Source organism: Paenibacillus sp. EKM206P, from assembly GCF_011066155.1.
GTDB lineage: Bacteria > Bacillota > Bacilli > Paenibacillales > Paenibacillaceae > Paenibacillus > Paenibacillus polymyxa_D.
The window spans coordinates 169,767-181,909 of sequence record NZ_JAAMNQ010000008.1 but is presented as its reverse complement, the minus strand read 5'-3'; the positions used below and the strand labels follow the sequence as shown (position 1 = coordinate 181,909).

Below are 12,143 nucleotides of genomic sequence, written 5' to 3'. Positions count from 1 at the left end.
TTCTTGCTTTTACCATCTGAAATTTGTTACAATATATTTCTAGGTGGCTCTTTGTAGCCGGATTTTGATGCCTGGATTTAAAGAGTGAATTACGTTATTCATAAGGAGTGGTATTCATGGGTAAGAAGGCAGACGGGAAAGTGCTCGCCCAGAACAAAAAAGCTTCCCATGACTATTTTATTGAGGACACTTACGAGGCGGGCATGGTGCTAACGGGAACAGAAATTAAGTCTCTACGGAATGGTCGCTCTAATATAAGTGATGCATTTGCTACGATCCGTAATGGCGAAATTCATATTCACAATATGCATATCAGTCCTTTTGAGCAAGGTAATCGTAATAATCCTACTGATCCGACGCGTACGCGTAAGCTACTGTTGCATAAAGAGCAGATTCGCAAACTTATCGGATTGTCCAAACAGGAAGGCTACACGATTGTTCCGTTAAAGATTTATGTTCGAAATGGTTATGCCAAGCTTTTGCTCGGACTGGGTAGAGGTAAAAAGCAGTATGATAAACGTGATGCTGCCGCTAAACGCGATGCACAACGTGATATCCAACGTGCTTTACGTGAGAAGCAGAAAATTGCGAGATAAGTTATTGTATTATTGGTTATGGTACAAATTACGTGGAGAAGTTACTTGTTCCTGTAATGGTGCTATTTTATAAGGCTTAAATGGCTTCATTTCGTTTCGTAATGACCTGTAATATGGTATACTAACGAAGTAGTCAATTTTAAAGCTTTTAACTTTGTTCGAGTGTTGAATCTTAGAATTCAGCTTTTGATATTATGCATGCTTATGCTCCGGTATTTCCGGATTTATCCGTGGAGCCCTTTTATAATAAGGGGGCGTTTATGGATTCGACGGGGATAGTTCGAGCATGGGTAGCGGGTAGTGGGGACGCGTCCGCTTCATCAACGCTAAAGCCTATTAAACGGCAAACAACAAAACAACTACGCTTTCGCAGCCTAAGAAACTGTGTGCGTGCTTCTACTCTGCATCGCCCATGTGACAGGGATAGGGGCTAACAAATAGTGGGATACGCTGTCTCATCTCCGCCTGCGGTGAGCTGAAGAAGATAATCAGGCTGACCCAACGTATAGCCGGTTACGGGGCGATACTCGGGTGACATCAAAACTGTGACTACACCCGTAGAAGCTTATGTGTCGTTATCTTCGGACAGGGGTTCGACTCCCCTCGCCTCCATTTGAGTAAGACAAGAAAGCCATCAGCCCGTGATTCTGGTTGGTGGCTTTTTATTATGGCTCTAGTAATTGAGTTGAAAGGTTTTACACAACTTGTAGCTTAAAGGTGTCTCTAAGTGTTCTGGATGCTTTTCTTTTCGAAAAAGTATTGACACGGATAGAAAAGTATTATATCTTTATATCAAGATAAATAAATTAAAGATAAAAGTGATCATAAAATTTTGAATAGGGAGGTATATACATGATTACCATTTTAGAAAGAATTAATCAGCTTGCAAAAAAAGCGAAAGAAGTTGGGTTGACTGAAATTGAAAAAATGGAACAAACCGATCTTCGCAAAGAATACCTTCAAATCTTTCGGGGCTCTGTACAAAGCATTCTCTTGAATGCTACGATCTATGATCCGAATGGAGATGATGTTACTCCTGAAAAACTTAGAAAAGAACAGGCTCGAGTCGCTAAGCAATAGATTTAATTTTATTTAATATCTCTAATTTAATAATCTTAAAATAATATAATATGGAGAGTGATTCTTATGTTGGCAAGTGGATTGTTATTGATACGTTTGGTGGTTGGATTATTATTGGTGGGGCATGGAGCGCAGAAGCTTTTTGGGTGGTTTGGCGGCTATGGTCCAAAGGGTACGGGCGGTTGGATGGAATCGATTGGCATTAAGCCCGGAGTATTCATGGCAGTGGCTGCTGGGTTGATGGAATTGTTGGGAGGAGCTCTATTTGCTGTGGGATTGCTCACTCCACTGGCTGCATTGTTGATTACGGCGACTATGCTCGGAGCAATTTTCAAAGTACATGGCCAAAACGGGATCTGGGCAACGGCTAATGGCTATGAATATCCGCTAGTTCTTATTGCAGTTGTAATCGGTATTGCGTTGACAGGAGCAGGTTCATATTCCATTGATGCAATACTTAGATAAAACATGATGTTTAGGTCATTAAAAGTCATCAATAACAAAAAATAAAGGTTCCTACGATTAAAGGAGGGTTTCATATGTCACTTCAAACTACAGGTATCCATCATATTACTGCTTTTGCCGGTAATCCGCAGGAAAATGTCGACTTCTATGCCGGCGTCCTGGGACTTCGGTTAGTGAAGAAAACGATCAACTTCGATGCTCCTGAGGTTTACCACTTGTACTTTGGCAACGATGCAGGGAGTCCTGGAACGATCATTACCTTTTTTCCTGCACCAGGAACTCCCAAAGGGCGAATCGGAGGAGGCCAGGTGGGCATAACCTCGTATGTAGTACCCCCAGGTTCACTTGATTTTTGGCAGCATCGTTTGCAAAGCTTGGATATTCAAGTTACGAAAACGAGCCGTTTTTCTGAACAATATCTTCAATTCGAGGATAATGAGGGTTTACGTCTTGAGCTTGTTGAACGTGAAGAGGGAGCGAATAGTACTTGGTCTTACGGTGGCATTTCAGCCGATAAAGCAATTAAGGGGTTTGGAGGTGCCGTGCTATTTAGTGTCAATCCACAGAGAACGATGGATGCATTGGAGAGCATACTCGGATTTACGAAAATCGCTGAAGACGCCGAATATGCGCGTTATCAGTCCGTAGGAGAAATCGGCAACATCGTGGATGTCCCACTCGCCAAAATAGGTCTAGGCTTTGGTGGAGCAGGCACGGTACATCACATTGCATGGCGTGCAAAAGACTTCGAACAACATGAAGAATGGAGAAGCGCAGTCCAGCATTATGGCTATCAGCCGACTCCAATCATAGACCGCCAATATTTTAATGCTATATATTTCAGAGAAGCGGGCGGCATCCTATTTGAAATTGCTACAGATCCACCGGGATTTGCTAACGATGAACCTGCTGAATCTATGGGGCAGAAATTAATGCTACCAGAGTGGTATGAACCGCAACAGGCTCAAATCGAGGCGAATCTGCATCCTATTAAAGTGAGAACATTAACTGGAAAACAACAGTAAACGAAACGGCTATTGTTTCGCCCCCAGAGGAAACAGGATTAAACCTACTTTGACAAAATTGGTCATAGTGGGTTTTCATTTTTTCGAGTGCTCCAGATGAACCTCCCCCCAATCATACATACTGCGCAATATGGGGACGAAATTTACTCCGTGAGCTGTTAGCGAGTATTCAACACGGGGAGGGATTTCTTTGAATACTTCCCGATGCACAAACCCGTCTTCTTCTAATTCTCTTAGCTGCTTGGTTAACATCGCTTGTGTGATATCAGGAAAGGCGCGTTTAATCTCACCGAATCTTCTGGTACCACGGGACAGAAACCATAAAAGCACTATTTTCCATTTGCCTCCAATGATTTTCTGAACCTTTGTTAAGGGGCAATCTGTAAAATGATTCAGATTCTCACTCATTTATTCCATCTCCTCCTCGTTTGTATCCCAGAAAACCCTATGAAATCAATTAGTATGATTTTTGATAGTATCTACTATAAATATGCCTACTTGTTGTTTCGATACCTTTGGCTTAACATTACATTAGCATTAAGGCTTTGACAAGCCATATGGAAATATTCTGGGGGCGAAGAAGATGAACATTAATATTCTATACGGTCACCCTTATCCTAAGAGCTTTAACAAAGCGATTTTGGAGCAGGTGATCGCTCATCTAAACGTACGAGGGGCGAATGTTAAGGTAAAAGACTTAATCCAAATGTCATTTAATCCGACGGTAGGCTTAAAGGATTTAGAGGCTAAGGTCACAAACGTATTGCCAGAGGAGATAGTAAAAGAACAGGAGGATTTATTGTGGGCAGATGCCTTGATTATTATTTCACCGGTATGGTGGGGCGGATTTCCCGCTGTTATTAAAGGATATATAGATAGAGTGTTCACAACAGGACTCATACGCTCTTCTGATGGTGTATATGGGCTTGAGGGCAAGAGGGCCTACTCGATTTTTACAACAGGATCGTCAGAAGACTATATTCGTATATCACGTCAGAAAGATATGCTCTACGCGGCGAACGATAATTTGTTTGGGTTCGCTAAGTTTTCGGATGCTGAGATTAAGCTTCTTTACTCGGTGCCGCGTGTAACCTTGGAGGAACGAAAAGCAATGCTGTTGGATGTCAATCGATTTGTCGATCGTATTTTTGATATGAGACCGGGAGAGGGGGGCAGTACGAGGGATAGCCTTTCTCTTCAAGCTTTGGAGCATGATTTGGCTAGCCATTAGATTATGTAAACTGAAGGGTGTTACTTTGGAAAAATGAAGAACACCCTTATGGGTGTTTTTTCGTTAGATTTCCCGGTGTTACCCGTGTAATATTTTGCTTGATAGACTTAATTTTCTCCTCAGTAAAGACTCCTGAATCCAGCAGGTCCAGAATGGAGAGCACGCCGCCGCGAGAACCCCAGCTGCCTTCTTCAATGACCTGGAAGGATACCCACCAAGTCGGGGATGGTTCCGGTACGCCAAGTACTTGAGTCAAACTGCCAAGAATATTTTCAAGCACTTTTTTGCGAACGTCGTTAGGCCAGTCACCATCCATCACCAGAACATTGATAGTAATTACATCACGTTCTGGCTGATCCGACAGCAATTGCCCGCCAATTGCCATGTAATCTATTGGACGTTCAGTGAAATGGACCTGAAACCCTTCTCTTGCTGGCGGACAATATTGACCTACCTCTGGAACGAGAACTGCATCCGTCAAACCTTCTGCCAAAAGACGACGCTGTTCAAGCGTTATGCGGCCTGCTTGATAATTTACATTGATCATGGTCATGGTCTGATATCTCCTTATTGAGGTTTAACTAAGCGATGTCTTGGAATTCTTTATGATATCTGTATCCAAGGCTTCATCTTGGCAAACTCATTGGTATTTGTTGATATCGTTAATATAAAATGGTGATAAGCCCTTGTCAACACTAATTATTATAATAATATATATTTATATAATATATTGATTAGATGTGAAGTTAGTTTAAATGGGCTATAATTATGTCTAGTCTAATGAAAGCATGACATACTACAGAGATTTGCTAGAGGTACTAGGAGGCATAATTTACAATGGCGAGACAGTCAGGAAAAACCAATACAATGTTTGCGGTATTAGGCATTCTGAGTCTGGGTCCTCATACCGGTTATGATATAAAGCAACATATGGAGCAGAGCACTAGTTATTTTTGGAATGAGAACTATGGTCAGATCTATCCCAGCCTTGCAGAGCTACTGGATCGAAAAGATATTGCAGTCGAGGTCATTCGACAGAAAGGCAAGCCTGACAAGAAACTCTACAGCATTACCGATCAGGGAAGGCACACGTTGTCAGACTGGCTTTCTCAGCCAATGGAGCATGTGGTGATGCTTAAAAAAAATGAGCTGCTGTTGAGGGTGTTTTTTGGCGGCAATTCTTCGCCTGAAACGATTATAAAGCACATACAGGAGTATAAAGAAAAGCTAGTGGAAAGCTTGCATATTTTTGAAGAACTTGAACGTTGGCTTATCAACGTAGAGCATAAAGACCATAACCACAAATATTGGATGATCACAATGAGCTATGGTAAGAGTCAGTTTAGCAGTTTAATTAGTTGGTGCGATGATAGCATTAAAATATTGAGTTCTTAGCAGTAGGTAAAAACTCATATGTAATGAATAATCAGAAAGCATGCTGAACTATCATGAGGAATAGAAAACTAGTAACGACAATTCTTGTCGTCTTCTCCGCATAGGGCCTTGACTCCTCCATAAAGCTGCTTTGCCAAGTTGGGCTCGCACCTTTATGGAGGAGTTTTTTTATCCCGTAAGGAGGATGCAATTATTCCACCAGCTTTTCAGACTTCACCAGCATTTCTCGTAATACGTGAGCGACTCGACTTTTCCGGTTCGCTGCTTTCTTTTTTATCAAGTGTAATGATTTTTTGTATGCATGAGTATGGCTTTGATCGTAGAACTGCTTGGCTGCAATGCGTAGTGTTCTTCTTAATAACAGTGCTGATGAGCGTGTTAACCTAGAGCGGAATCCCCTGCGCAATACCCGCAATGTATTCTTGTAGGTCTCAAAATCCTCGGATGGAGGGATAAGGGCAAATAAATTTAACGAGGAGTCATGGAATCCGTAGGTTTCATACATGATTCTCAGATTTTCCGTATTTAACACGTTACCTCTAAGATAGGTTGGATGTTCCTGATGATATCCGACCACCTCTTTGATGCAATAAAAAGGAATCTTCAAGCGATGTAGTCTATAGCCAAGGTCCCAGTCCTCGAGTCCATAGAGCACAAACCGTTCATTGAAACCTCCAATACGAATCAAGTGACTGCGTTTGATGGCTACACAACGAGTAACCAGCAGCATCCAGGGGGCTACGTCCGTTGAGGCAAATTGTTTCTGCGTATTCGGAGGAACCCTTGTGGGACTAACTACTTTAGACAGTGCACCCGTTTGGTGAAGGATATCTTCTGGGGTTATGATCGGAGTAATTTCGCTCGCTGCTTCATAGTCAGCATTCCATAAGTTGGATTGGGTAAGTATGTTGCGACATTGTTCTTTTTCTTCAGGAGAAAAGTCAGGGTAATAATGGGTAAAAGCATCGTCCCACGAGTGAGGAATGCCTGAAAGCACGGACTTGGGATATTTACGGTGATAACGACTCACAATCCTAATGAATTCCGGTAATACTACAAAGTCAGCGTCGCAGAAGATGATGTACAGCCCCTTTGCACGGCGCAGCCCCAAATTTCGAACGGCAGATCGACCGCGTTGTTCCGGGTGTGACACATAGATAAGAGGATAGGATGCTTTGAAGCCTTCGACCATTTCTTTCGTTCCGTCTGTAGAACCGTCATCAGCTACAATGACTTCGAATAGTTGCTTTGGATAGGTTTGTGTCTCAAATGAAGCGAGTGTAAGCAACAATTGCTGGACTCGATTATAGGTTGGAATGATGACGCTGTAGCGGATTGCCAATGTGATCCCCCCCACCTTTCTTATTAGAAAACGTTTGAACAAGATAAATAATAACAATGTATTCAAGGATTTTAGCCTGGTCTAGTCAAACATCCCTCAAGGTTCGAAACAGGCTTGGTCTTATCGCGGAAGTTAAGGTGGGAGTTCTGTATTTTCTGCTAATTTGCAGGTACGTTCAGTGGTGTTATGTATGTGTAATCATGGTATTATGCATAGAGATGTAAAGTAAAAGCGAGGGCGCTTCCCATCCGTTGAAAGCCCCCCTTAGCATACAGAAACAAACAAGAGATGAAATGGGCAAGTTATGGTAAACTATATGGAGTTATAGAAGACCTGAAAGAGGAGTACTATATGACACAATTTGTCTATAAGCAAATTATTGACGATCTCAAGATGAAAATCTTTGCGGGAAAGTTTGCAGATATGAGATTGCCAGATGAACGTAGTCTTAGTGAGACTTACCAGGTTAGTCGTAGTTCAATTAAACGTGCTCTGACTAAAATGGAGAATGTCGGAATTATTTTTAAAAAACAAGGTTCCGGGACATTTATTAATCCATTATACATAAGAAATGAATCTATCTTTAACTACGAAGGCTCTAATCTAGGGGTCACTGATAATTTTCAAATGCATGGTAAAAAGCCTAAGATCAAAGTATTGAGTTTTGAGGTCATTCCGCCAACAGAAGAATTACAGCGCGATTTGTTCTTGGAGACTCATGATTTTGTTTACAAAATTGTCCGCTTACGTCTGTTTGATGATGATCCTTTTATGATTGAAACGGGCTATATTCCCATTAAAATTGTCCAGAATTTAAATCAGACTATTATCGAGGGGTCCATTTTTAATTATTTGGAAGACTCGCGGAACTTGGCCGTCACCAAATCTTTTTTATCCATTTTTGCAGAACCGTCCCAAGAGAATGATCAAAAGCTGCTACATTTAAATGAAAATGAGCCTGTAGGTATTATGGAAGGTGTGTTCTTTTTAGATAACGGTACGCCATTTGAGTTTTCTCATATGCGATTTCATTACAAATATTTAAAATTTAATACCTTTGTATCGGTTCACTAATGATAAGACTGGAGAATTCTCCGGTCTTTTTTTTATAATTTTGAGAAAAGGATTGGAGCCTGCGATTGCAACGTTTATTACAAATTTTATTGGTTTATACTTCTATATATTTTAATGTAAGAGCTTTTTTACTGTCTTTTTAATTTATATTTCATAGTATGTTCAAAATTTCACAAAATTGGACCGTATCACTTGTGAAAAAGGTTGAATTTAATCGGCACGGCGTTATGATGTACATGTAGATGAAATTTCCGGAAATAAATTACAAACAATACTACTTAGGGAGTGGACACCATGTCATTATCACCCGTGTTAGCAGATTATTCATCTAAAACATATTTAGAAAAACTTGATGCATATTGGCGTGCAACGAACTACATTTCGGTAGGTCAGCTTTATTTAAAAGATAATCCTTTGTTGAGAGAGCCTTTAAAAGATTCAGATGTGAAGGTTAAGCCTATTGGACACTGGGGCACAATTCCAGGACAAAACTTTATTTATGCACATCTAAATCGTGTTATTAATAAATATGATTTGAACATGCTTTACATTGAGGGCCCTGGTCACGGCGGTCAGGTTATGGTTTCAAATTCATATCTGGATGGAAGTTACACCGAAATCTATCCGCAAATTACGCAAGATATCCCAGGTATGAAGAAATTGTTCAAACAATTCTCTTTCCCTGGCGGTATTGCTTCACATGCTGCTCCTGAAACACCTGGATCTATCCATGAAGGTGGAGAATTAGGCTACTCCCTTTCTCATGGTGTAGGTGCCATTCTGGATAATCCTGATCTGATTTCGGCTGTTGTTATTGGTGATGGCGAAGCTGAAACGGGTCCATTAGCCGCTTCGTGGTTCTCTAACAGATTTATCAACCCGATCACGGATGGTGCAGTGCTGCCAATCTTGCACTTGAATGGCTTTAAGATTAGTAACCCAACGATTATGTCTCGTCAATCGAAAGAAGAATTGACCTCATACTTTAAAGGTTTGGGCTGGGAGCCATTCTTTGTTGAAGGTGAAAATCCGGATCACATGCATCCAGAAATGGCGAAAGTATTGGATACGGCCATCGAGAAAATTGAAGCTATTCAAAAGAATGCGCGTGAAAATAATGATCTTACTCGTCCAGCGTGGCCGATGATTGTATTCCGTTCACCTAAAGGCTGGACGGGTCCAAAGGAATGGGACAACGTGCCGAATACAAATTCATTCCGTGCCCATCAGGTTCCAATTCCGGTTGATCAAAAAAATATGCAGCACGCACCTGCTTTGTTAGAATGGTTGAATAGCTACAGACCAGAGGAATTGTTCGACGAAAACGGTCGTTTAAACTCTGAGCTTGCTGAAATTCTGCCCACAGGCGATAAACGTATGGGAATGAACCCTGTTGCGAATGCGGGGAACCTCATTAAAGACTTGAAATTGCCGGATTTCCGTAACTATGCGCTGGATAATTCCGTACCTGGTAAAGTGATTGCGCAAGATATGTCGGTTTTAGGGAAATACGTTAAAGATGTGGTTGTCTTAAATGAACAAAATCGTAATTTCAGAATCTTCGGACCGGATGAAACAATGTCTAATCGCTTGGCTCCTGTTTTTGAAGTAACCAAACGCCAATGGATGGACCAAATTATTGAACCTAATGATGAATTCTTATCATCCTATGGTCGTGTAATTGATTCTCAATTATCCGAACACCAAGCTGAAGGACTGCTGGAAGGTTATGTGTTAACAGGTCGTCATGGTTTCTTTGCAAGTTACGAAGCCTTCCTGCGCGTGGTTGACTCGATGATCACCCAGCACTTTAAGTGGCTGCGTAAAGCAACGGATCAAGGATGGCGTGCAGATATCCCATCATTGAATGTCGTAGCAACTTCAACAGTGTTCCAACAGGATCATAATGGGTATACACACCAAGATCCAGGTTTGTTGGGTCATTTGGCTGATAAAAAACCGGAATTTATTCGGGAGTATCTGCCAGCGGATGCCAATTCCTTGTTGGCTGTTTTCGACACCATTTTAAACGACCGTCAAAAGATCAATTTGATTGTTTCGTCCAAACACCCACGTCCACAATGGTTTACTGCTGATGAAGCGAAGGAATTGGTGGATAAAGGGTTGAAGATCATTGACTGGGCAAGTACAGATCAAGGTGGAGAACCTGATCTTGTCATTGCTTCTGCTGGTACAGAGCCAACGATTGAAAGTTTAGCTGCGATTTCCATTTTGCATGAAAAACTGCCTGAATTGAAGATTCGGTACATCAACGTGGTAGATTTGCTGAAACTGAGAAGTCAAAAACTAGACCCGCGTGGATTATCTGACGCCGAGTTTGATCACTTTTTCACAAAGGATAAACCAGTAGTTTTCGCTTTCCATGGTTACGAAGGTCTGATCAAAGATCTGTTCTTTGATCGTCACAATCATAACTTGCATGTACATGGTTACCGTGAGAACGGCGATATTACGACACCATTTGATATGCGTGTATTGAATCAAATGGATCGTTTTGACTTAGTGAAGGAAGCTGTTCTCAACTTACCTGACGCTGGGAAGTACACCAACATTGTGGATGAAATGGATGCTACGGTTAAGAAACATCATCAATTCATTCGCGAAGAGGGCATTGACTTGCCAGAGGTAGAGAACTGGGTATGGAAAGGCTTGACCTTGAAATAAAAATTAAGACGCTTCAACTTTGTGTTGGACAACCAAGCAATTCAGCATGAAGTGGAATATATGATTTGGTAGCGGTATACGAGTGCCTGACTCCTTGAATTCAAGTATGATTTCAACGGGGATCAGGCACTTTTTGATGTAGCATACAGAGAATTTAATAGGAAAGTCACGAACTGGTGGGTAATAAGTATAGGAGGAACCGAGTCATTTGCTGTATTTTTCTGAGCATTAAAGGTGCTGCGGTATAAGAGAATAGTAAAGGAGGCTGTTAATATGAACGATCCAATTCCGGAGAAGGTATTGAATGATGGCACTAAGGTGCCCGTGATTGGATTTGGGACTGCTGGATTGAAGGGTGCAGATGGAGTCAAGGCAATTACCAGCGCGATTGATGCAGGTTACCGTCTGATCGACACAGCGTTCAACTATGAAAATGAGGGTGCTGTCGGGAAAGCGGTCCAGCAGAGCTCTGTGCCCAGAGAAGAATTGTTGATTTGCTCCAAACTACCAGGTCGCCGACATGCTTACCAAGAAGCCATTGTAACGATCGAAGAGTCATTATATAGAGGAGGTCTGGACTATTATGATCTGTACCTAATCCATTGGCCGAATCCCCAAATTGATCGATATGTTGAAGCATGGCAGGCGTTAATTGAGGCGAAGAAAAGGGGCTATATCCGTTCCATTGGGGTGTGCAATTTCTTGCCCGAGCATAATGAACGTTTAATTCGGGAAACAGGTGTCACGCCGAGCTTAAATCAAGTTGAATTGCACCCATTATTTAATCAGGAACATCAGCGTGCAAAAGATGCTGAACAGGGCATCGTGACGGAATCGTGGAGCCCCTTGGGTCGTGGTCACAGTATGCTGGAGAATGAAGAGATTGGGAAAATTGCTGCTGCTCATGGTAAAACGACTACACAAGCGATTTTACGTTGGCATATCCAACTTGGAGCAATCCCGATCCCGAAGGCCTCTTCTTTAAATCACCAAACGGAGAATTTGGATATTTTTGATTTTGAGTTGTCTCCAGAGGAAATGAACATGATTTCGGCATTTAGCAGTGAGGATGGACGGATATGGGAGCAGGACCCCAAGTCCTATGAAGAACTATAATCAAGACAATAAAATAGAAGGGTTCAAAAATCTGTCGCGGGTTTTTGGACCCTTTGCTTTTATCATAAAACGAACACACATCCGAAAGTGATCAGTGGGTCAGTATATAGAGCTATAATGAACATTTTTTACCG

At 41.7% G+C, this 12,143-nt stretch carries 12 protein-coding genes and 1 other RNA gene; 10 read left to right on the top strand and 3 right to left on the bottom strand.

Annotated elements, in window-relative coordinates; genetic code table 11:
* Nucleotides 1-116 precede the first annotated feature (116 nt).
* From smpB to G9G53_RS17475, 5 genes are all read left to right on the top strand, one after another.
* The gene (smpB, locus tag G9G53_RS17495; protein WP_013308270.1) at nt 117-596 is read left to right on the top strand and encodes an SsrA-binding protein SmpB; all 480 of its coding nucleotides are present in this window, start codon (nt 117-119) and stop codon (nt 594-596) included.
* Between the two features lie 250 nt (nt 597-846).
* Nucleotides 847-1,211, top strand: a transfer-messenger RNA (tmRNA) gene (gene ssrA / locus G9G53_RS17490).
* Between the two features lie 237 nt (nt 1,212-1,448).
* Nucleotides 1,449-1,676 (top strand): DUF896 domain-containing protein, encoded by a 228-nt coding sequence (locus G9G53_RS17485; RefSeq protein ID WP_029516934.1) that lies wholly within the window; start codon nt 1,449-1,451, stop codon nt 1,674-1,676.
* Nucleotides 1,677-1,742: 66 nt separating this feature from the next.
* Nucleotides 1,743-2,141, top strand: a complete 399-nt coding sequence (locus G9G53_RS17480; RefSeq protein ID WP_029516933.1) for a DoxX family protein — start codon at nt 1,743-1,745, stop codon at nt 2,139-2,141.
* 74 nt (nt 2,142-2,215) lie between these two features.
* Entirely contained in the window at nt 2,216-3,166 is a 951-nt protein-coding gene (locus G9G53_RS17475) for a ring-cleaving dioxygenase (RefSeq protein ID WP_165149352.1), read from the top strand.
* Between the two features lie 75 nt (nt 3,167-3,241).
* Here the strand turns inward: G9G53_RS17475 and G9G53_RS17470 are convergent, their stop codons facing one another.
* Nucleotides 3,242-3,574, bottom strand: a complete 333-nt coding sequence (locus tag G9G53_RS17470; RefSeq protein WP_165149350.1) for a winged helix-turn-helix transcriptional regulator — start codon at nt 3,572-3,574, stop codon at nt 3,242-3,244.
* A gap of 175 nt (nt 3,575-3,749) precedes the next feature.
* Here G9G53_RS17470 and G9G53_RS17465 point away from each other — a divergent pair, with 175 nt between their 5' ends.
* On the top strand, nt 3,750-4,397 hold the full coding sequence (locus G9G53_RS17465) for an NAD(P)H-dependent oxidoreductase (RefSeq protein WP_165149348.1): 648 nt from the start codon (nt 3,750-3,752) through the stop codon (nt 4,395-4,397).
* A 46-nt stretch (nt 4,398-4,443) separates the two neighbouring features.
* Here G9G53_RS17465 and G9G53_RS17460 read toward each other — a convergent pair whose 3' ends face one another.
* Entirely contained in the window at nt 4,444-4,950 is a 507-nt protein-coding gene (locus tag G9G53_RS17460) for a tautomerase family protein (RefSeq protein ID WP_165149346.1), read from the bottom strand.
* 284 nt (nt 4,951-5,234) lie between these two features.
* Between G9G53_RS17460 and G9G53_RS17455 the strand changes: the two genes are divergently transcribed.
* The gene (locus G9G53_RS17455) at nt 5,235-5,792 is read left to right on the top strand and encodes a PadR family transcriptional regulator (RefSeq protein ID WP_165149344.1); all 558 of its coding nucleotides are present in this window, start codon (nt 5,235-5,237) and stop codon (nt 5,790-5,792) included.
* A gap of 190 nt (nt 5,793-5,982) precedes the next feature.
* On the opposite strand, the gene G9G53_RS17450 is transcribed toward G9G53_RS17455, so the two are convergent.
* On the bottom strand, nt 5,983-7,134 hold the full coding sequence (locus G9G53_RS17450) for a glycosyltransferase (protein WP_165149342.1): 1,152 nt from the start codon (nt 7,132-7,134) through the stop codon (nt 5,983-5,985).
* Nucleotides 7,135-7,485: 351 nt separating this feature from the next.
* Between G9G53_RS17450 and G9G53_RS17445 the strand changes: the two genes are divergently transcribed.
* The 3 genes from G9G53_RS17445 (at nt 7,486) to G9G53_RS17435 (ending at nt 12,009) form a co-directional block, all read left to right on the top strand.
* Nucleotides 7,486-8,208 carry a GntR family transcriptional regulator gene (locus G9G53_RS17445; RefSeq protein ID WP_023986502.1) on the top strand — a complete coding sequence of 241 codons (723 nt, stop codon included), beginning with the start codon at nt 7,486-7,488 and terminating at the stop codon, nt 8,206-8,208.
* Nucleotides 8,209-8,502: 294 nt separating this feature from the next.
* The gene (locus tag G9G53_RS17440; RefSeq protein WP_185156370.1) at nt 8,503-10,893 is read left to right on the top strand and encodes a phosphoketolase family protein; all 2,391 of its coding nucleotides are present in this window, start codon (nt 8,503-8,505) and stop codon (nt 10,891-10,893) included.
* Between the two features lie 273 nt (nt 10,894-11,166).
* On the top strand, nt 11,167-12,009 hold the full coding sequence (locus G9G53_RS17435) for an aldo/keto reductase (RefSeq protein WP_165149340.1): 843 nt from the start codon (nt 11,167-11,169) through the stop codon (nt 12,007-12,009).
* Nucleotides 12,010-12,143: the final 134 nt, after the last annotated feature.

Excerpts from the sequence above, each read along its gene's own strand:
- G9G53_RS17480 (WP_029516933.1), top strand. The coding sequence starts at position 1,743 with ATGTTGGCAAGTGGATTGTTATTGATACGTTTGGTGGTTGGATTATTA.
- G9G53_RS17465 (WP_165149348.1), top strand. The coding sequence starts at position 3,750 with ATGAACATTAATATTCTATACGGTCACCCTTATCCTAAGAGCTTTAAC.
- G9G53_RS17445 (WP_023986502.1), top strand. The coding sequence starts at position 7,486 with ATGACACAATTTGTCTATAAGCAAATTATTGACGATCTCAAGATGAAA.
- G9G53_RS17485 (WP_029516934.1), top strand. The coding sequence starts at position 1,449 with ATGATTACCATTTTAGAAAGAATTAATCAGCTTGCAAAAAAAGCGAAA.
- G9G53_RS17475 (WP_165149352.1), top strand. The coding sequence starts at position 2,216 with ATGTCACTTCAAACTACAGGTATCCATCATATTACTGCTTTTGCCGGT.
- G9G53_RS17435 (WP_165149340.1), top strand. The coding sequence starts at position 11,167 with ATGAACGATCCAATTCCGGAGAAGGTATTGAATGATGGCACTAAGGTG.
- G9G53_RS17440 (WP_185156370.1), top strand. The coding sequence starts at position 8,503 with ATGTCATTATCACCCGTGTTAGCAGATTATTCATCTAAAACATATTTA.
- G9G53_RS17460 (WP_165149346.1), bottom strand. The coding sequence starts at position 4,950 with ATGACCATGATCAATGTAAATTATCAAGCAGGCCGCATAACGCTTGAA.
- smpB (WP_013308270.1), top strand. The coding sequence starts at position 117 with ATGGGTAAGAAGGCAGACGGGAAAGTGCTCGCCCAGAACAAAAAAGCT.
- G9G53_RS17470 (WP_165149350.1), bottom strand. The coding sequence starts at position 3,574 with ATGAGTGAGAATCTGAATCATTTTACAGATTGCCCCTTAACAAAGGTT.
- G9G53_RS17455 (WP_165149344.1), top strand. The coding sequence starts at position 5,235 with ATGGCGAGACAGTCAGGAAAAACCAATACAATGTTTGCGGTATTAGGC.